This is a genomic window from Luedemannella flava (genome assembly GCF_039528515.1).
Taxonomy (GTDB): domain Bacteria; phylum Actinomycetota; class Actinomycetes; order Mycobacteriales; family Micromonosporaceae; genus Luedemannella; species Luedemannella flava.
On sequence record NZ_BAAALT010000060.1, the window covers coordinates 13,199 to 32,378 of the forward strand.

Here is a 19,180-nt window from a genome sequence, read left to right on the forward strand (position 1 = left end):
CGGTGACGTCGGCGAAAAGTGTATGACGCCGGTGTGACACATTTCGATGTCCGCGCCGGTCTTTTCCCGCTGCCCTAGCCTGTCAGCCATGCGGACCACACTGCGGGTTCTGACCTTCGTCGCCGTGGCGATCCGGCACATACTCCGCGGCCGCGACGCGTGGGACTCCAGCCAGCCCGGCATGGTCCTTCCGGTGCGGGTGGACCGGGCGCACCCGGACAACGTCGCCGTCGACCCGGCCTGAGACCGCCCGACCAGCGTCCGTTGTGGATTGATGTATTGACAGCGCACGCCATCGGTGGTGTTGTGAGCGCTCACAGATCAGTACGACTCATTCGCAGATGAATACATGGTTAAGCCGCTGTGAGCGCTCCCAATTTTGTGACCTTCCGTCCCCCGAGAGAGGCACTATGCTCAGCAGGCAACTGTTTCGCCGGCGGCCTGTGCGGCTGGCCGGCGTCGGCGCGCTCGCGGTCGCCATGGCGATCGTTCCCGGCGTCGCGTCCGCCGGTTCCGGCAAGCCGGCGCCTACCCCGGCCGCCGTGGTCAACCCCGACTTCGAGGACGACGCGACCGGCGTCGCCGCGCCCACCGGCTGGTCCGAGGTCGGGCAGGCCGGGGCCAGTTACACCGAGGCGGGCGGCGCCGGCGGGTCTTTCCGGCTCACCCACTGGTCGGCGTCGGCGTACCAGGTGGAGACCCTGCAGCGGGTGACCGGCCTGGGCAGGGGCCCCTACACGCTGCGCGCGTCGGTGCGCACCAGCGGCGACCAGACCGCCGCGTACCTGTTCCTGCGCGACTGCGGCGGCCCGCAGCGCACCATCACGTTGCCGCGCACCGGGCCCGAGTGGTGGGTGCAGATCGTGCTGTCCACCCCCGTCAGGGGCGGCGCGTGCACCATCGGCGTGCACTCCGACGGCGTGGCCGGCAGTTGGCTCAACGTCGACGCGGTCAGCCTGACCCCCGGCGACGCCGGCAGGGTCGACATCTCCGGCGCCGACGTGTCCTCACTGAAGAAGAACGAGGACCACGGCGCGGTGTACCTCGACGCGAAGGGGCGCAAGGGCGACGCCCTGAAGATCCTCGCGGACAACGGGGTCAACTACGCCCGGCTCAAGCTCTGGGTGAACCCCGCCGACGGGTACAGCAACAGAACGCAGGTGCTCGCCATGGCCAAGCGGGCCAAGGCGCGCGGCATGAAGCTGCTCGTCGACTTCCACTACTCCGACTCGTGGGCCGACCCCGGCAAGCAGAACAAGCCGGCCGCCTGGGCGTCGCTGCCGTTCGACGAGCTCAAGCAGGCCGTCTACGACTACACGTACGACGTGCTGGCCGCGCTGCGCAGGCAGCACACTCCGGCCGACATGGCCCAGATCGGCAATGAGATCAACGGCGGTCTGCTCTGGCCGGACGGCCGGTGGGACAACTGGGACGGCATGGCCGCCCTGCTCACCGCCGGCAGCACGGCGGTCACCGCCGCTTCGCCGCACACGAAGGTCGCGCTGCACCTCGCCGAGGGCGGCAACAACGGCGGCCACGTCTGGTGGTTCGACAACGCCGTCAGCCGGGGCGTGCCGTTCGACGTCATCGCGGTGTCGCACTACACGTACTGGCACGGGCCGCTCGGCTACCTGCAGGCCAACCTGCTCGACCTGGTCAAGCGGTACGACAAGGACATCATGGTGGTCGAGACGGCGTACGGGTTCACGCAGGAGCAGGACGACGCGCTGGAGAACATCTTCAACCCGTCGCTGCAGGCCACGTCCGGCTACCCGGCCACGCCCGAGGGCCAGGCCCGGGCGCTGCGGGACATGTTCAACGTGGTCGCGGCCGTGCCCGGCGGCCGGGGTCTGGGCGTCTTCTACTGGGAGCCGGCCTGGACGGCCGTCGCGGGCAGCGGCTGGGACCCGGCCGACCCGACCTCCGGCAACGCCTGGGAGAACCAGGCGGTGTTCGACTATTCCGGTAAGGCCCTGCCGGCGCTGAAGGTGTTCGGGGAGTACTGACCGGGCAGCGGAGGGAGGACGGGGCGCGGCGACTGTTGGGGCTTGTCGCCGCGCCCCGTCGCGGTCAGTCGACCTCGGCCAGCGGCTCGGCGAACTGCGCGGCGTAGAGGCGCGCGTACGCCCCGTCGGCCGAGATCAGCTCGTCGTGGGTGCCCTGCTCGACGATCGCGCCGTTCTCCATCACGAGGATCAGGTCCGCGTTGCGGATGGTGGAGAGCCGGTGCGCGATGACGAAGCTCGTCCGGCCCGTGCGCAGGGTGCTCATCGCGCGCTGGATGAGCACCTCGGTGCGGGTGTCCACCGAGCTGGTCGCCTCGTCCAGGATGAGGATCGTCGGCTCGGCCAGGAACGCCCGGGCGATCGTGATGAGCTGCTTCTCGCCCGCCGAGACGTTGCCGCCCTCCTCGTCGATGACCGTGGCGTAGCCGTCGGGCAGCGTGCGTACGAACCGGTCGACGTGCGTGGCCTGCGCCGCCTCCACGAGCCGCTCGTGCGACACGGTCGCGCCCTCCGCGCCGTACGCGATGTTGTCCTCGATCGAACCGCCGAACAGCCACGTGTCCTGCAGCACCATGCCGATCGCGGAGCGCAGGTCCTCCCGGGACATCGTCCTGATGTCCACCCCGTCGAGGGTGATCCGGCCCCGGTCGACCTCGTAGAACCGCATCAGCAGGTTGACCAGCGTGGTCTTGCCCGCGCCGGTCGGGCCGACGATCGCGATCGTCTGACCCGGCTCGGCCACCAGCGACAGGTCCTCGATGAGCGGCCGCTGCGGGTCGTAGCTGAACCCGACGTGCTCGAACACGACCCGCCCGCGCAGCGGCGACGGCCGCGCCGGCTCGACCGGGTCGGCCTCCTGCTCGGGCGCGTCGAGCAGCTCGAACACCCGCTCCGCCGACGCGATGCCGGACTGCACCAGGTTGGCCATGCTCGCCACCTGGGTCAGCGGCTGGGTGAACTGGCGCGAGTACTGGATGAACGCCTGCACCTCGCCCAGCGTCATGCCGCCGTTCGCGACCCGCAGCGCGCCGAGCACCGCGATGATCACATAGGTCAGGTTGCCGATGAACATCATCGCCGGCTGGATCGTGCCCGAGATGAACTGCGCCTTGAAGCTCGACCCGTACAGCTCGCCGTTGTGTCTGGCGAACATCTCCTCGGCCTCGGCCTGCCGGCCGAACACCTTCACCAGCGAGTGCCCGGTGAAGTTCTCCTCGATGTGCGCGTTGAGCCGGCCCGTCGTCGCCCACTGGGCGATGAACTGCTTCTGCGCGCGCTTACCGATCTTCGCGGTGAGCACCACCGACAGCGGCACCGCCACGAGCGCGATGACCGCCAGCAACGGTGAGATCCAGAACATCATGCCGAGTACGCCGATGATCGTCAGTACGGACGTGATGAGCATGCTCAGCGTCTGCTGCAGCGTCTGGGCGACGTTGTCGGTGTCGTTCGTCGCCCGGCTGAGCACCTCGCCGCGCGGCTGCTTGTCGAAGTAGCTCAGCGGCAGCCGGCCGAGCTTCTCCTCGACCTGCTCGCGCAGCCGGTAGATCGTCTTCTGCACGGCCAGCGTGGTGAGCCGCCCCTGCAGCAGACCGAACAGCGAAGCGGCGACGTAGATGACGAGCACCCACAGCAGCACCCTGCCGACGGCGTCGAAGTCGATGCCCTGGCCGGGCGTGACCGCCATGCCGCTGAGCAGGTCGGCCATCCGGTTATCGCCCTGCGCGCGCAGGCCCTCGATGGCCTGCTCCTTGGTGATGCCGGCCGGCAGTTTGGCGCCGACGAAGCCGGAGAACACCAGGTCGGTCGCGTGCCCGAGGATGCGCGGCCCGAGCACCGACAGGAACACGCTCGTGATGCCCATGACCAGGGCGGCGATGACCGTGTTGCGCTCGGGGCGCAGCATGCCCAGCAGCCGCTTGGTCGAGCCCTTGAAGTCGAGCGGCTTGGCGGGCGGCGCGCCGCCGCCCATCATGGCGCCGAACGGCCCGCCGGGGCCGCGACGCACGGGCTGGTTACCTGCCTGGCTCATGCCGCGGCCTCCTGCTCGGTGAGCTGGGACAGGACGATCTCCCGGTACGTCTCGTTGCCGGCCATCAGTTCGCCGTGCGTGCCGACGCCGACGACCTGACCCTCGTCGAGGACGACGATGCGGTCGGCCGAGCGGATCGTGCTGACCCGCTGCGCCACGATGACGACCGTGGCGTTCGTCGTCTCGCTGGCCAGCGCGGCCCGCAGCGCCGCGTCGGTGGCGTAGTCCAGCGCGGAGAACGAGTCGTCGAAGAGGTAGATCTTCGGCTGGCGTACCACCGCGCGGGCGATCGCGAGGCGCTGGCGCTGGCCGCCCGAGACGTTCGTGCCGCCCTGCGCGATCGGGGCGTCGAGCTGCTCGGGCATCTTCTCCACGAAGTCGCGGGCCTGGGCGACCTCCAGCGCGCGCCACAGCTCCTCGTCCGTGGCGTCCGGCCGGCCGTACCGCAGGTTGCTCGCGACGGTGCCGCTGAACAGGTAGGGCTTCTGCGGGACGAGGCCGATGATGGTCGCCAGGTGCGCCGGGTCCAGGTCACGAACGTCGACGCCGTCGATGTCGACCGAACCTTCTGTCGCGTCGTACAACCGGGGGATGAGGTTGAGGACGGTGGTCTTGCCGCTGCCCGTACTCCCGATGATCGCTGTTACCTCGCCTGGCCGGGCCACCAGGTCGATGCCCTTGACCACCGGCTCCTCCGCGCCGGGGTAACGGAACGAGACGTCGCGCAGGACCAGGTCGCCGCGCGAGGTGGACGGCGTGACGGGCATCGCGGGCGGCGTCACGCTGGTCTCGGTGGCGAGCACCTCCTCGATGCGCTCGGCGCAGACCTCGGCGCGCGGCACCATGACGAACATGAAGGTCGCCATCATCACGGCCATGAGGATCTGCATGAGGTAGCTCAGGAACGCCGTGAGCGCGCCGATCTCCATGCCGCCGCTGGCCACCCGGTGGCCACCGAACCAGATCACGGCCACGCTGGATACGTTGATCACGAACATGACGGCGGGGAACATCGTCGCCATCAGCCGGCCGGCGCCCAGCGAGACGTCCGTGAGCTCGCGGTTGGCCCCGGCGAACCGGGCCTGCTCGTGCTCGTCGCGGACGAACGCGCGGATGACCCGGATGCCGGTGATCTGCTCGCGCAGCACGCGGTTGAGGGTGTCGATGCGCACCTGCATGGACCGGAACAGCGGCCGCATCTTCACCACGGCGATGCCGATGACGCCGACCAGCGCCGGGACGATGACGAGCAGCAGGCTGGACAGCGGCACGTCCTGCTTGAGGGCGAGGATGATGCCGCCGACGCACATGATCGGCGCCGACACCATGAGCGTCAGCGTCATGAGCGTGAGCATCTGCACCTGCTGGACGTCGTTCGTGGTCCGGGTGATCAGGGACGGGGCGCCGAAGCGGCCCACCTCCCGGGCCGAGAAGGTCTGGACCCGGCCGAACACGGAGGCGCGGATGTCGCGGCCGATGCCGGTGGCGACCTGGGCGCCGTAGTAGACGGCCGCGATCGAGCACACCACCTGAAGGAGCGTGACGGCGAGCATCGCCCCGCCGAGACGGATGATGTATCCGATGTCGCCGGTGACGACGCCCTTGTCGATGATGTCGGCGTTCAGGGTGGGTAGGTAGAGCGTGGCGAGGGTCTGCACGAGCTGCAGCGCCACGACGGCACTGATCGCCCCCGTGTACGGGCGCAGGAATCTGCGCAGCAGTCTGATCAGCACTGGTCGTCTCCGGTGGATCGTTGGATGAGTCCGTTCAACAGCAGGTCGGCGAGTTCCCCGCCGGTGAGGTGATCGGGGCCCACCATGCCGCGCGAGGTCAGGATCACCATGCTGATGAGCAGCTGGGCCGTGGTGATGGGGGAGCGCCGGAGCTTGTCCGCGTCCGGCCGGATCATGTCGGCGATGGTCTCGACGATGGTGTGCAGCGCGGCGCGCGGGTCGCCCATGAACGGATCCCCGGCCAGCACCGCGTGGGCCTCGGGGCTGCGCATGGCCGCGATGACGGGCGCGTTGGCCGCCATCCGGTGCGCGACGATGGTCGCCGCTGTCGCCAGCCGCACCTGCAGCGAACAGCTCGGCGGGATGTCCCGCAGCGCACGGATCGTCGGCGCCGGGTCGAAAATCTCCGCCAGGGCTGCCCGGAGTAGTGCGTTCTTATCCGGGAATACCCGGAAAATGGTGCCCTCCGCCACGCCGGCCGCCTCGGCGATGAGCCTGGTGGGCACGTTGAGGCCGTGCATCCGGATGAGCGGGCTGGTGGCCGCCACCAGAGCGGCGCGCCGCTCATCCGGCGGCAGCGGCGAGCTGCGTCGGCGGGTGAGCGGCACGGGCTGTTCAGTCACGCCGCCAGCCTAATGAGTGATCACTCATTAGGCACTCGGTTATGCCAACGGCGAACCGTCGCGCACCGGATCAAGATTGGGACGCTAGTTAATCTTGGTACGGGACACGCGGATAACCGCGTGTTTCGTACCAAGGTCTATTTCGGGAGGGCACGACCTTGGATCTCCATCAAGAGTTGGCTAGCGCCGGCGATGACGCGGGTCGGCGCCTGGCACTTCATCCGCCGGTTCGCGGCGGGCCCATTGGACGACGAGGCCGTCGCGCTGATGGAGAAGCGGTTCCGCCGACTGCCGCTGCCCGACTACCCGTTCTGGGCGGGTCACGGCGGCGGGGCGGCGCCGGGCGGGGCGGCGTGTGCCGCCCCGCCCGGGTCGGGTGGCCCGTGGTCTCGCGCTTACCACGAGTCACCGGGGACGGTCAGCCGGACGGGAACAGGTTCCCGTAGTCGGCCGCCGCCATGGCGATGTCCGCCTGCGCCCAGAACCGGTGGTAGGTGAAGGTCGGTGCCGCGCCACCGTTGAGGTACGCCTGGACCTTGCTCCACTGCGGGTCGCTGCGCAGGAAGGAACGGATACTGAGGAACGTGCTGCTGGAGCTGATCGGGTCACCGTTGGGCATGGTGCCCGTGAAGCTCGACGGCACGTAGAGGCCCGCCTGCGACGACGAGCTCCACACGTCGTCGAACCGGTTGTAGTCCTCGCGGGTCTCCGCGACCGACACGCCCTGCGCGTCCTTCTTGGACAGGACGCCGTCGAGCAGGCACTTGGCGGTGTTCTTGGCGGACGTGTTGTTCGCCTTCGCCGCGTACCAGGTCAGGGTGCGGATGTACGCCGCCGCGACGCCGACGTCCTGCGTCGTGTTGGCCACTGTGACGTGCAGGTTCGTGTTCGCCGCCGGCGTGCCGCCGCTGAAGCTGGCGGCGGGCTGGCCCGTCCAGTTCAGGTCGGACGGGAACGCGTACGACGTGGCCGAGCAGGTGGTCTGGCCGATCGCCCAGGCGACCCACTTGTCGAGGATCGTCTTGGCCTTGGCGTCACCGGTCACCCAGTAGTACTCGGCGACGCGCTCCAGCGACCACGCCTGGAAACCGAACCAACGGTTGCTGGGCGGGTCGTGGAACACCGGCTGCCAGTCGTACGCCCACCCGTAGAAGGTCGGCGTCCCGGACGGCGGCGCCTCGTACGCGCCGTTCCAGCTGTTCGTCGCGCCGCCGGCGATGGCGCCCTCGGCGGACTGCAGCCACAGGTACGAGTCGAGCTGCCGGGTCAGGCTGGTGTTCCAGTCGGTCGCGGCGGTCGGCGACTGCGGGCGCAGCGCCGCCGGGCCGGCGGAGGAGAGGATCCAGGCGGCGAACGGGTTCTGGTAACCCTGGTGCCAGTGGCTGGAGCCGATCCGCCACGCCCACGAGCCGGCGTTGTCGCCGCCCCACGCGTAGTACCAGGTCAGCATGTACGACGAGCTGCTCTTGCCGGAGCCCGCGGCGCAGGTCGGCGACGTGCAGCCGGGGTTCTTGAAGTACTTGTCGTACATGGCGTAGCGCAGGTAGTCGCCCATCTTCGCGGCCTTGGTGATGGTCGAGGAGATCTGCGACTGCCGGCCCTGGGCCGTCGCCCACTGCAGCGCCCAGTAGGCGGCCTGCACCGCGCGGGCGTCCGCGTCGGGAGCGTTGGTGTAGCGCCACTGCGCCGTCTGCCCGGAACCCGAGATGAACAGCGGCGGGTAGCCGTAGCCGCTCTGGCCGTACCGCAGCGTCTCACACGACGGGTGCGGGACGGTCTCCCAGACCGACTCCTGCGGACCACGCTGGTACGTGTTGATATAGGTGACCCGCTTGGTGTTGTCGCCGCACTCCGGGGTCGTCGCGCGGCCGGTGCCGAAGCCGTAGACGTCGTCGACGTCGAGCAGCCAGTGCATGCCGTAGATGAGCTTGTTGCCGTACGTCGAGGCCAGCTCGGCGCTCAGCGGGTCCTGCCCGGCGATGACGCTGGTGCTCAGGGACACCGGGTACTGGCTGGGCTGCGGCCGCTCCGGCGCGTAGTCGGCCGGGTCGGACGGGTTGTACGTGGACTGACCGCCGGGCTGGCCCGCCGACGTGGGGATGATGTAGGTCTCCATGTTGACCCACGCGTTGTTGAACGGGGTCCAGTTGCCGGTCGCCCGGCCGTACTGGGCCTCCAGCCACAGCCAGAAGCTGTACGCCTCGGACGTGGTCTCGTGACCGTGGTCGGGCGCCTCCACCATCAGCGTCTCGATGGAGTGGTAGGGCACGCCCTCGGGGGAGAAGTACCCGTTGGCCGGGTCCTTGATCTTGGCGTACTGCGCGAGGAACTCCGCCGTGTACGGCGAGCTGCCCGTCGTCACGACCGGCCCCGAGGTCGGGACGGAGGACGTCGGGACGGAGGACGTCGGGACCGCGGAGGTCGGCGGCCGGGTGGTGGGCGGCCGACTGGTCGGCGGCCGCGTGGTGACGACTGAGGAGGTCGGCGGCCGGGTGGTGGGCGCGGCGCTCGTCGGGGTGGTGTTGTTGCACGCCGTGCCGTTGACCGTGAACGACGTCGGGTTGGCGCCGGAGCCGGTCCCGTTGAAGCCGATGCTGGCCGACGCGTTCGTCGCCAGGTTGCCGTTCCAGCTCATGCTCGTGGCGGTGACGTTCTGGCCCGACTGGGTCCAGTTCGCCGACCAGCCGTTGGTGACCCGCTGGGTCGAGGAAGGGAAGGTGAACGCCAGCGTCCAGCTGCTGAACGGATCGCCGATGTTGGTGATGGTGATGTTCGCGCCGAACCCGCCACCGCCCTCCCACGCTTTCGTGTACGTGACCCGGCACCCCGGTGCCGCGTAGGCGGCGTCGGCGATGAGGGTGATGGTGCCGGCGACGAGAACGCCGACCGCGCTGAGCGCGATCCGTCGTCGCATGGTTGTGTGGATCCTCATTGGACCTCGCTTCTCGCGATGCGTTCGCCAGGGAGGTGGAGCCCTGGGCCGCGACGCCGTGAAGCCTTGTCGGGCATCACCGCCAGCGGCGCCGCACAAAGCGCGCCCGTGCCCGGACAACACGGACGAGGATGCTTCGCACGACCGCCGTGCCGTGACTTTCCGCGCCCACGGCCGCCCTCGGCGGGGGGTTAGCATCCGAGTGGCTCTTGCGCAAGTACATCAATATTGACAGAGATCTTTCTCACAGACAAGACACAGCAAACCTCAAGCGAGTACGTCCACCCGCGTGTCCCCAGGGACGGGCGTCGCTGACGCGGTCGGCGGCCCTGGCGGCGGAGGCCGCCGGGGTGCAGGTGAAGCACAACACGCTCAGTGACGCGTTCGACCGCCGCAACGACTCGCCGCCGTTCTACGGCAGCGGCGGCATCGCCTCCGGCGGCGGCCTCTGCTCGTCGGGGTACGTGGTGCAGAACTCGGCCGGCACCCGGTTCATGACGACGGCGGGCCACTGCTTCGCCGCGGGTGCGACGGTGACGACCGAGGCCGGCGCGTACACGTACGGCACGGTGTCCAACCGGCGCCTGCCCACGGTGACCGGCCACGCGCACGACGTCGAGCTCATCGGCGGCCAGTCGTACTCGGCGCGGGTCTTCACGGGCGGCGTGACGAGCTCGACCAGCATCCCGGTGGTCGCGGCCGGCACCGCGTACGTGGGGTACACCGACTACTGCCACAGCGGCCGGACCACCGGCGAGGTGTGCGGTCACACGGCCAGCAGCATCACCGGCCAGGTCTGCACGGCGACCGGCTGCAAGTCGCCGGTCATCGTCTACACGGGCGGCACGAGCGTCGGCTCCAACGGTGACTCCGGCGGCGCGTTCTACGCGAAGGACGCGTCCGGCGCGTGGATCCGCGGCCACTTCATCGCCTTCGGCGGCGGTACGGGCTACGCGCAGCCCTGGACCGTGGTGAGCTCGTCGCTGGGTGTCAGCATCGTGACGTACTGACGCGTCGAACGGGCGGGCCGGGGATCACCCCCGGCCCGCCCTTGTCAGCGCAGTTCGAGGGGCCACGGGCCGCCGACGCCCTGGATCCGCGCGCCGTCGTCGGCGGTCACCACGACCCGGGCGTACAGCTCGTACGTACCGGGCGTGAGCGGTCGGCAGGTGCCCGGCGTGACGTCGGCGGGCAGGCTCTTCGACGACCCGGGCGCGAGGTCCCAGACGACGCCCGCGGCGTCCTGCCAGCCCGGCACGGCCACGACGCGCCCGTCGCGGACGACGAACACCTCAGCGCCGCGACCCGAGACGCCCCGGACCGCTTCCCGGCCGGTGACCTCCACGGTTCCGGCGATGGTCGCCTGGTCGGCGGGCGCGCTGGCGGGGAACCGGCCGGTCACCGTCAGGCTGCCGCCGGGCCGGTCCGGCAAGGGCTGCCCACACACGGGGTCCACGAGGACGAGCGAGGGGACCGGCGACGCGCCCGACGCGTCCGGTGCGGGCGGCCCGGACCTGGCGGCCGGGTTCCCGCAGCCGGCCGCGAGCAGGGTCAACGCGGCGAGGCCGACGTACCGACGGATGTGCATGGTGCCTCCGGTGCCGTGGGCGGACAGTCGTTGTTGTGACGCGGCGACCGCCGGCCCGGTTCCCGAACGCATCAATGGTCGTTGATTCATGTGCGCACCACGCTGGCATCAGGGCGTGCGGGCCGCGATCTGCGTGGCGGCCAGCGCCGGGTCGAACCCGTACGGCAGTTCCAGGCGGTGACGTGCCATGAGGTCGGCGTCCGCGAGCAGGTCGACCGTGCCGCCGTCGGCGACGATCCGGCCCGCGTCGAGGATCACCGAGCGGCGGCAGAGCTCCAGGGCGTACGGCAGGTCGTGGGTGACCATCAGCAGCGTCACGGGCAGGGCGCGCAGGATCTCGGAGAGTTCGCGCCGGCTGGCGGGGTCGAGGTTGGATGACGGCTCGTCGAGCACCAGGATCTCCGGGCGCATCGCGAGCACGGTCGCCACCGCGACCCGCCGCCGCTGCCCGAACGACAGGTGATGCGGCGCACGGTCGCGGAACTCGGCCATGCCCACCGCCGCGAGCGCCTCGTCGACCCGCGAGGACAGCTCGGCGCCGCGCAGGCCCAGATTCGCCGGACCGAACGCCACGTCCTCCGCCACGGTCGGCATGAACAGCTGGTCGTCGGGGTCCTGGAAGACGATGCCGACGCGGCGGCGGATCTCGGTCAGGCGCGCCCGGTCGCCGGGCTCGACGGCCAGGTCGCCGACCCGCACCGTGCCGCCGCCCCCGTGCAGGATCCCGTTGAGGTGCAGCACCAGGGTCGTCTTGCCGGCGCCGTTCGGGCCGAGCAGCGCCACCCGCTCGCCGCGCGCCACGCGCAGGTCGACGCCGCGCAGCGCCGTACTGCCGTCGGGGTAGGCGTACCGCAGAGAGGTGATCTCCAGCGACGCGGTCATGCCGCCACATCCCTTCGGTCGGCGTCGACATTGCCACTGAGCCGACTGATTCCCTCGCTTCGCTCGGTCATGCCGCCACATCCCTTCGGTCGGTCATGGCAGCGCCGCCGCGAGGGCGATGCACGCGGCCGCCGCGGGCAGCGCGGCCGACGCCGCCCATTGGGCGGCGCTCGCGCCGCCGCCGTCGGGCGCGGGCAGCCGGCCGGCGTAGCCGCGCGACACCATCGCGAGGTAGACCCGCTCGCCGCGCTCGAACGCGCGCAGGAACAGCGCGCCCACGCCCACCGCGAACGCCTTCACCTGCCACAGGAACCGCGGGTCGTAGCCGCGCGAGAGCCGCGCGATCCGCATCCGCCGCGCGTCGTCGGCGAGAATGTCCAGGTAGCGCAGCATGAACGTGGCGATCTGGACGAACACCTGCGGGCACCGCAGCCGCTCCAGGCCCGCGATCAGGTCGCGCATCGTCGTGGTCGCCGCCAGCAACAATGAGGCGAGTACGCCCAGAGTGCCCTTCGCGGCGATGTTCCACGCCCCGTAGAGCCCGTCGACGGACAGCGACAGCCCGAGCCAGGTGACCCGCTCGCCGTGCCCGGCGAACGGCAGCGCGACGGCGAGCAGCACGAACGGCAGCTCGATCAGCGACCGCCTGGCCAGCCACCCGGCCGGCACCCGCGCCGCGACGGCGACCCCGCCGAGCAGCACCGCGTACCCGGCGAAGGCCGCGAACTCCGCGCGCGGGGTGACCACGACGACGACCGTGAACAGCAGCGTGGCGAGGATCTTCGCCTCGGGCGCGAGCCGGTGTACGGGGCTGTCGCGGTGCAGGTGCAGCGGGTGGGCGTGGCCGGCGGCCATCAGCTCTCCGGGGCGGTGGCGGCCGGCTGGCCGCGCCGGCGCACGAGCCGGAACAGCCCGCCGCCGATCGCGAACGTCACCAGCACGCCGAGCACGCCCGACAGGCCCTTCGACAGGTACGGGTTGTCGATGCCCTTGATGCCGTAGTCGGCCAGCGGGCTGTCCTTGAGCTGGTGCTCGCCCTCCTGCCGGGCCATGCACGTGCCGGCGGTGATGGTGCCGTCGACGTCGGTGACGCACCCCTCGCGGGCGGTGGCGTCGAGCCCGTCCGGGCTGGCCGAGGCGACGTTGCTGACGACGCCGGCCAGCAGCAGGGCGACGAGCAGGCCGCCGGCGAGGAACCAACCGGGGCGCCTGGTCACGCGACACCGCCGGCGACAGGCACCGCGGCCGGCGCGGTCATCGGGACGGGGCGGCGGAAGCGGCGCAGCGCGTACACGAGGTCGGGGCGCACCCGGGCGACCGTCGCGACCGTCGTCGCGGTGATCAGGCCCTCGCCGATGCCGATGAGGGTGTGCACGCCGGCCATCGTCAACGAGACCGTCGGGAGCGCGAGCTCGGTCGTGCCACCCAGCCAGTACTGCAGCACGAAGCCCTGGGACGCGGCCACCACGCTGACCACCGACGCCACGAACGCGGTGACCGTCAGCCCGGTGCGGGTCGTCGGCAGCACCCGCAGGAGCGCGACCACGAGCAGGTAGCCGGCGGCGGTCCCGATGGCCGCCATGTTGGTGATGTTGAGACCCAGCGCGGTCAGCCCACCGTCCGCGAAGAGCAGACACTGCACCACGAGTACGGTCGACACGCACAGCGCGCCGACCCACGGGCCGACGAGGATGGCGGCGAGCGCGCCGCCGAGCAGGTGGCCGGAGACGCCGGGCAGCACCTGGAAGTTGAGCATCTGCACGGCGAAGATGAACGCCGCGACGAGCCCGGCCATCGGCGCGAGCCGGTCGTCGAGGTCCGCGCGGCCGCGCACCACGCACACCGCCAGCGCGACGACGGCGACGCCCGCGAACAGCGCGGACACCGGTGCGTCAACGATGCCGTTGGCGATGTGCATCGCCATCACGTCACTCATGTCGTCACCTCCGCGGCCAGCATATTGTGCGGCTGCTGTTCTTGCAAAGATCATGCAATAAGGTGACTGACAATGGTCGATCATGAGGGGCGTATGTGACGCGCGTCATCGATCAGTGAAGATCTTGGTGCCCGGCGCCCTCCGTCGAGGGCGCCGGGCGCGGCACTGCTCAGATGAAGCGCCACAGGTGGTCGTTGGTGCCGTTGTCGTCCCAGAGCAGGACCTGCGCGCCCTGCGCCGTGGACGCGCCGGAGACGCCGAGGACCCGGCCGCCGGCGGCGCACTGGATGCGGAAGTACCCGCCTCCGCCGTAGCGCAGGCGCCACCGGTTGTCGTTGGAGCCGTCGTCGGCCCACTGGACGATCCGCGACCCGTTGGCGGTCCCGGCGTTCTCGACGGCGAGGACCTTGCCGCTGTTGGAGTTGCGCAGCCGCAGGTACCCACCGGAGTCGACCACGGCGGTCCAGAGGTGGTCGGCGGTGCCGTTGTCGGCCCACTGGATGACCAGGCCGCCGTCGGCGGTGGACATGTTCGTGACGCCGAGCACCAGGCCGCTGGCCAGGTTCTGGATCCGCCGGGCGCCGTTGGGCACGAACCGCCACTGGTTGTCGGTCGAGCCGTTGTCGGGGTCCTGCACCGCCTGGGCGCCCTGCGCGGTGGAGCCGCCGGAGATGCCGAGGAGCTTGCCACTGTTGACGTTGCGGATCTTGTGGGACCCGTCGCCCACGTCGACGAGCGTCCACCGGTGGTCGGCCGTGCCGTTGTCGGCCCATTGCAGGGCCCGGGCGTTGTCGGCGGTCGACATGTTCTCCACGCCGAGCACCTTGCCGCTGTTGACGTTGCGCAGCCGCACGGCCGAACCGTCGACGACGAGCTCCCAGTTGTGGTCGGCCGTGCCGGTGTCGCCCCACTGCAGGGCGAGGCCGCCGTCGGCCGTCGACATGTTCTGGATGCCGAGGACGAGCCCGGACGCCACGTTGACGAGCCGGTAGCTCGCGCCGCCGGTGGATCCGCCGCCGCCGCTGGCGTTCCAGTACACCGTGTAGTTGAAGCCCTGGGCGTCGTAGAACGGGCCGAGGTTGACCGTCGCCCCGTTCGCGGTGGCGGTGAACGCCAGCGACGAGGTGCTCGTCCGGGTGATCGACGAGGTGCTCAGCGAGGGCAGCGACGACAGCGTGGTGCTGCCGTAGTTGCCCGACAGCACCGTCGGGCCGTACGTGACGGCGACGACGTTCGCGTTGTCGTTGGCGGCCCTGAGCGCCACCGTCATCGGCAGCCGGACGGTGACCGTGTCGCCGGACGTCCACGACCGGGTCAGCGTCGCGTAGGAACCCGGCGTGGTGGTGACGGACTGCGCCACCCCGTTGACGCTGATCGTTGCGCCGGACGTCCAGGCGGGGATGCGCACCCGCAGCGACCACGACCCGCTGACGTTGCCGGTGACGGTCAGCGTCGTGGTGTCGCTCACCGGGTACGTGGTGGTCTGCGTGACCGTGATCCCGCGCTGGGACCAGTTCAGCACCGACGGCATGAACAGGTTCACGGTCAGCGTGGTGCCGTTGTAGAAGTAGATCGAGTCCATCAGCTTGGTGTTGACCTCGATGCCCGTGCCCTGGCAGCACCAGAAGCTGTTGTAGTCGGTGCTCCACGTGCCGCCGCCCCAGGCCGGGCCGACGCCGCGGCGCCCGCCCGGCCTCAGCGGGGTGAAGTAGGTGATGTGACCGTGGCTGTCGGCGGGGTTCTGCGCGCCGATCAGGTGGTTGAGCAGCGCCCGTTCGTAGTAGTCGAAGTACGCGGCGTTGTCCGGGTAGAGCAGCCACAGTTCGCGGGTCAACTTCGCCATGTTGTACGTGTTGCAGTGCTCGCAGGTGTCGTTGGCCAGGTAGCCCGCGATGGCGTTGGGCGCGCGGAAGTGCTCGGCCTGGCTGTTCCCGCCGATCGCGTAGGTGTGAGCGTTAACAGTCATGTTCCACGCGTTGACCGCGATGTCGCGGTAGCGGGTCGTCCCGGTCGCCTTGTACTCCCGGGCGGCCCCGATCCACTTGGGCACCTGGGTGTTCGCGTGCAGCCCGTTGAGCTGGTCGGAGTTGGAGGCGAGCGGGTTGAAGACGGCCGCGTGGTCGAACCGCTGGGCCGCCGTGAGCCAGCGCGACGTGCCGGTCATCTGGTAGATGTCGGCCAGCACGTCGTTCATGCCGCCGAACTCCGTACCCAGCATGTTCTGCATCTGGGTCGACGAGAGCCGTCCGGTGCGGGTGTCGACCCACCCGGCCAGTGCGAGCATGACGTCGCGGGCCTGGGTGCTGCCGATGAGGCGCCACACGTCGAGCAGGCCCGCGAGCGTCTTGTGGATGCAGTAGTACGGCACGTTGCCGTTGCTCAGCGTGCGCGCCTCGAGCGCGGTGAAGTCGGACTCGGGGAACCCGGAGAGGTACCCCGTGGCGAACCCGGCGGCGGAGTTGTTCGCCTGGCACTTCGCCAGCTCGGCGACCATGTAGTTGGCCTTGTCCCGGCACGTCGTGTCGCCGAGCACGGCGTAGGCCTGGGCCCACGCGGTCAGGAAGTGCCCCTGCATGTGCGTGCGGAACGGGAACGACGGGGCGTCCCAGCCGCCGGTGGCGGTGGCGCCGTTGGTGGACAGCCGGTGGTTGGCCCGGAAGTTGTACAGCAGCCGGTCGACGTCGACGAACCGCAGGTAGGACAGGGTGCGGTTCTGGTTGTCGAGCCACCGGCTCGACGTCAGCGTGACCTGGCCGAGGTCGAACGCGTACGCCGCGGCGCCGATGTCCGGCCGGGCCGGTGCGACCGCCGCCTCGGCGACGGACCGACCGAGCAGGACACCGCCGCCGACGGTGCTCGCGGCCGCCGCGACGCCTGCCGTTTTCAGCAGGCCGCGACGGCTCATGGATGGGGACGACATGGGTGGAACCTCCATCGGGGACGTATGAGTCACTGTCGTGGATGTTAACGTTCACAACCGCCCCTGCGTTAGAGGCCGGCGCTCCCAATTTTGTGCGAAAGCGTTTTCTGGCGGGAGCGCCGGCCTCAGTCGGTGGGCTGTTGGATCAGGGAGTACTGAGGGTGAAACGGTTGACAGTGACGTAGCCGCCCAGGCTGCTGGTGGCGTAGTTGAGGATGCCGAACCGGTAGCCCATGAAGAACTGCCAGGCATTGCCCATCGTCAGGGTGCCGAACTGGGTGAACGTCGTCCCGTTGGTGCTGTAGGAGAAGACGCCCCGCCGCCCGCTGCCCGGCCGGATGTCGGCGGTGACGCGCAGCCAGATCTTGCCGCCGGACACCGTGGTGCTCGCCGACTCCGTGCCGGTGTTGGTGGTGTTCCAGTTGCTGTCCATGGCCAGCCCGGACTGCATGACGAGCCGGGTCGTGCCGTTGTCGCGCTTGATGCCGATCCAGGCGGACGAGTCGCGCAGCAGCGCGAGCCCGGCCCGGTCACCGTTCTGCATGGTCGAGTAGTCCAGCTCGATCGTCGCGGTCGACGACGGCCCGAGGATGCGCCGGGTGAGCGTGTTGCGGGCCGCGTACAGGTCGGTGGTCACCGTGGCGGTGGACAGCTTGAGCCCGTTGCCGACGCTGAACTTCGACGTGTCCGGGTTGTGGTTCCACTCCCAGTCGGGGCCCAGGGAGGACCCGGTGAAGGTGTCGGTCCCGGTGGGCGGGCGGACGTCGCGCGGTGGTCGGGGCACATTGGGGTACGGGTAGGACGCGCCCCAGGCGCCGTTGACGGTCTGGATCGACGGCCAGCCGTCGGACGACCACGAGATGGGCGCGAGGACGGGCACCCGACCGCCGGGGTAGGCGTCGACGAACGCCATGTAGTACCAGGCGCCGGCCGCGGTCTGGACGAGGCCGCCCTGGTGGGGCACGCCGCCGCCCGAGATGGGGCCGGCCATGTTGAGCAGCACCTGCCGCACCTCGTACGGACCGAACGGGCTGGTGGAGCGCAGCACGTACTGGCCGTTGGCCGGCTTGGTGAGCCAGATGTAGTAGTAGCCGCCCCGCTTGTAGAACCGCGCGCCCTCCAGCGTGCCGATGCTCGACGGGGTCGAGTACACCTGCTGGGAGCGCACCTGGGACAGGCCGTCGGAGGAGAGCTGCGCGACGCTGATCGTGGAGTTGCCGTAGGCGACGTACATGGTGTCGTTGTCGTCGATGAGCAGGCCGGCGTCGTAGTAGCAGTTGTTGATCCGCGCCCGCTTGGTCCACGTGCCGTCGACGGCGGACGCGGTGTAGACGTAGGTGCGGTTGAACTCCACGCACCCGAGCCAGTAGTACGTCGAGTTCGACTTGCGGTAGTTGAGCGTCGAGGCCCAGATGCCCTTCACGTACGCCCGCGAGCCGCTCAGGTTGTAGGCGCTGTTGTCGAAGTCCAGGCTCGGCACGGAGTGCCCCGCGACCTCCCAGTGCACCAGGTCGTACGAGCGCAGGACCGGCGCGCCCGGCGAGTAGTGCATCGTCGACGCGGAGGCGTAGTAGACGTCGCCGACGCGGATGATGTCGACGTCGGCGAAGTCCTCCCACAACATCGGGTTGCTGAAGGTCGACGACGGCGGCCACGGGCCGGCCGTGGTCGGCACGGCGCTGGTCGGCGGCTGGGTCGTCGGTCCGGCTGTGGTGGGTCCAGCCGTGGTCGTGGGTGGGCGGCTGGTGGTCGCGCTCGTCGGAACGGCCGTCGTGGTGACGGAGCCGGTGCAGGCGGTGCCGTTGAGTGCGAAGTCCGTCGGGACCGGGTTCGACGACGTCCAGGCGCCGTTGAACCCGAAGCTCACGCTGCCCCCGGTCGGGATGGTGCCGTTGTAGCTGGCGTTCGTCACGGTCACCTGCGACCCGGACTGGGACGCGGTGCCGTTCCAGAGCTGGGTGATGGTCTGTCCGGCGGCGAATGTCCAGGTCAGTCGCCAGCTGGTGACCGGGTCGCCGAGGTTGTTAACGCTAACATTGGCGCCGAAGCCGCCGCCCCACTGGTTGGTCACGGCGTAGCTGACCTGGCATCCCGCCGCCGCCTGCGCGGAGACGGCGGTGACGACGGCCGCGGCGGCCATGCTGGCCACACTCGCGAGCACGATCCAGGGTCTGAGTCGCATGGAGGAACCTCCGAAGGAGAGGGCACCTGCCGGCGCGGCAGGCGGCCGCGCCGACAGGTGCAACGTGGAAACTGCGGGGTGATCGAGGTAGGAGGATCAGCCGCAGGCCACGCCGTTAAGGGCGAAATTCGTCGGGACCGGGTTGGTCGAGGTCCAGGCCCCGTTGAACCCGAAGTTCGCGCTACCCCCGCTGGGGATGGCGCCGTTGTAGCTGGCGTTCGTCACGGCCACCTGCGTCCCGGACTGGGTGGCGGTGCCGTTCCACAGCTGGGTGATGGTCTGCCCGGACGCGAACGTCCAGGTCAGTCGCCAGCTCGTGACGGCGGCGCCGAGGTTCGTGATGGTC

The 19,180-nt window shown here is 70.1% G+C and carries 14 protein-coding genes and 1 pseudogene; 3 read left to right on the plus strand and 12 right to left on the minus strand.

Annotated elements, in window-relative coordinates:
* Positions 1-88: 88 nt before the first annotated feature.
* Positions 89-244 (plus strand): hypothetical protein, encoded by a 156-nt coding sequence (locus ABD211_RS12425; RefSeq protein WP_344129695.1) that lies wholly within the window; start codon positions 89-91, stop codon positions 242-244.
* A 166-nt stretch (positions 245-410) separates the two neighbouring features.
* Positions 411-2,006 (plus strand): glycoside hydrolase family 53 protein, encoded by a 1,596-nt coding sequence (locus ABD211_RS12430; RefSeq protein WP_344129698.1) that lies wholly within the window; start codon positions 411-413, stop codon positions 2,004-2,006.
* 64 nt (positions 2,007-2,070) lie between these two features.
* Here ABD211_RS12430 and ABD211_RS12435 read toward each other — a convergent pair whose 3' ends face one another.
* The 4 genes from ABD211_RS12435 to ABD211_RS12450 form a co-directional block, all read right to left on the minus strand.
* Positions 2,071-4,038 (minus strand): ABC transporter ATP-binding protein, encoded by a 1,968-nt coding sequence (locus tag ABD211_RS12435; protein WP_425560398.1) that lies wholly within the window; start codon positions 4,036-4,038, stop codon positions 2,071-2,073.
* Entirely contained in the window at positions 4,035-5,771 is a 1,737-nt protein-coding gene (locus tag ABD211_RS12440) for an ABC transporter ATP-binding protein (protein WP_344129701.1), read from the minus strand. Before ABD211_RS12440 ends, ABD211_RS12435 begins: the two co-directional genes overlap by 4 nt.
* Positions 5,765-6,394 (minus strand): TetR/AcrR family transcriptional regulator, encoded by a 630-nt coding sequence (locus ABD211_RS12445; protein ID WP_344129704.1) that lies wholly within the window; start codon positions 6,392-6,394, stop codon positions 5,765-5,767. The genes ABD211_RS12440 and ABD211_RS12445 overlap by 7 nt, the downstream gene beginning before the upstream one ends.
* Before the next feature lie 418 nt (positions 6,395-6,812).
* Entirely contained in the window at positions 6,813-9,308 is a 2,496-nt protein-coding gene (locus tag ABD211_RS12450) for a glycoside hydrolase family 48 protein (protein ID WP_344129707.1), read from the minus strand.
* Between the two features lie 368 nt (positions 9,309-9,676).
* On the opposite strand from ABD211_RS12450, the gene ABD211_RS12455 reads away from it, so the two are divergent.
* Entirely contained in the window at positions 9,677-10,336 is a 660-nt protein-coding gene (locus ABD211_RS12455) for a chymotrypsin family serine protease (protein ID WP_344129710.1), read from the plus strand.
* 44 nt (positions 10,337-10,380) lie between these two features.
* Here ABD211_RS12455 and ABD211_RS12460 read toward each other — a convergent pair whose 3' ends face one another.
* The 8 genes and pseudogenes from ABD211_RS12460 to ABD211_RS12495 all read right to left on the minus strand — a co-directional run.
* On the minus strand, positions 10,381-10,986 hold the full coding sequence (locus ABD211_RS12460; protein ID WP_344129712.1) for a hypothetical protein: 606 nt from the start codon (positions 10,984-10,986) through the stop codon (positions 10,381-10,383).
* A gap of 36 nt (positions 10,987-11,022) precedes the next feature.
* Entirely contained in the window at positions 11,023-11,796 is a 774-nt protein-coding gene (locus ABD211_RS12465) for an energy-coupling factor ABC transporter ATP-binding protein (RefSeq protein ID WP_344129714.1), read from the minus strand.
* Positions 11,797-11,889: 93 nt separating this feature from the next.
* The gene (gene cbiQ / locus ABD211_RS12470) at positions 11,890-12,651 is read right to left on the minus strand and encodes a cobalt ECF transporter T component CbiQ (protein WP_344129717.1); all 762 of its coding nucleotides are present in this window, start codon (positions 12,649-12,651) and stop codon (positions 11,890-11,892) included.
* On the minus strand, positions 12,651-13,013 hold the full coding sequence (locus tag ABD211_RS12475) for a PDGLE domain-containing protein (protein WP_344129720.1): 363 nt from the start codon (positions 13,011-13,013) through the stop codon (positions 12,651-12,653). Before ABD211_RS12475 ends, cbiQ begins: the two co-directional genes overlap by 1 nt.
* The gene (locus tag ABD211_RS12480; protein ID WP_344129721.1) at positions 13,010-13,732 is read right to left on the minus strand and encodes an energy-coupling factor ABC transporter permease; all 723 of its coding nucleotides are present in this window, start codon (positions 13,730-13,732) and stop codon (positions 13,010-13,012) included. Before ABD211_RS12480 ends, ABD211_RS12475 begins: the two co-directional genes overlap by 4 nt.
* A gap of 169 nt (positions 13,733-13,901) precedes the next feature.
* Complete coding sequence (locus tag ABD211_RS12485) at positions 13,902-16,652, minus strand: beta-L-arabinofuranosidase domain-containing protein (protein ID WP_344129723.1); 2,751 nt, start codon at positions 16,650-16,652, stop codon at positions 13,902-13,904.
* Between the two features lie 145 nt (positions 16,653-16,797).
* Positions 16,798-18,834 carry a family 43 glycosylhydrolase gene (locus ABD211_RS12490; RefSeq protein WP_344129726.1) on the minus strand — a complete coding sequence of 679 codons (2,037 nt, stop codon included), beginning with the start codon at positions 18,832-18,834 and terminating at the stop codon, positions 16,798-16,800.
* A 102-nt stretch (positions 18,835-18,936) separates the two neighbouring features.
* Positions 18,937-19,180, minus strand: a pseudogene (locus ABD211_RS12495) (cellulose binding domain-containing protein); the annotation flags it as partial.

What these genes read in the sequence shown, in the direction of transcription:
- ABD211_RS12425 (WP_344129695.1), top strand. Translation starts at nt 89, where the DNA reads ATGCGGACCACACTGCGGGTTCTGACCTTCGTCGCCGTGGCGATCCGG.
- ABD211_RS12430 (WP_344129698.1), top strand. Translation starts at nt 411, where the DNA reads ATGCTCAGCAGGCAACTGTTTCGCCGGCGGCCTGTGCGGCTGGCCGGC.
- ABD211_RS12435 (WP_425560398.1), bottom strand. Translation starts at nt 4,038, where the DNA reads ATGAGCCAGGCAGGTAACCAGCCCGTGCGTCGCGGCCCCGGCGGGCCG.
- ABD211_RS12450 (WP_344129707.1), bottom strand. Translation starts at nt 9,308, where the DNA reads ATGCGACGACGGATCGCGCTCAGCGCGGTCGGCGTTCTCGTCGCCGGC.
- ABD211_RS12460 (WP_344129712.1), bottom strand. Translation starts at nt 10,986, where the DNA reads ATGCGTTCGGGAACCGGGCCGGCGGTCGCCGCGTCACAACAACGACTG.
- ABD211_RS12465 (WP_344129714.1), bottom strand. Translation starts at nt 11,796, where the DNA reads ATGACCGCGTCGCTGGAGATCACCTCTCTGCGGTACGCCTACCCCGAC.
- cbiQ (WP_344129717.1), bottom strand. Translation starts at nt 12,651, where the DNA reads ATGGCCGCCGGCCACGCCCACCCGCTGCACCTGCACCGCGACAGCCCC.
- ABD211_RS12480 (WP_344129721.1), bottom strand. Translation starts at nt 13,732, where the DNA reads ATGAGTGACGTGATGGCGATGCACATCGCCAACGGCATCGTTGACGCA.
- ABD211_RS12485 (WP_344129723.1), bottom strand. Translation starts at nt 16,652, where the DNA reads ATGTCGTCCCCATCCATGAGCCGTCGCGGCCTGCTGAAAACGGCAGGC.
- ABD211_RS12490 (WP_344129726.1), bottom strand. Translation starts at nt 18,834, where the DNA reads ATGCGACTCAGACCCTGGATCGTGCTCGCGAGTGTGGCCAGCATGGCC.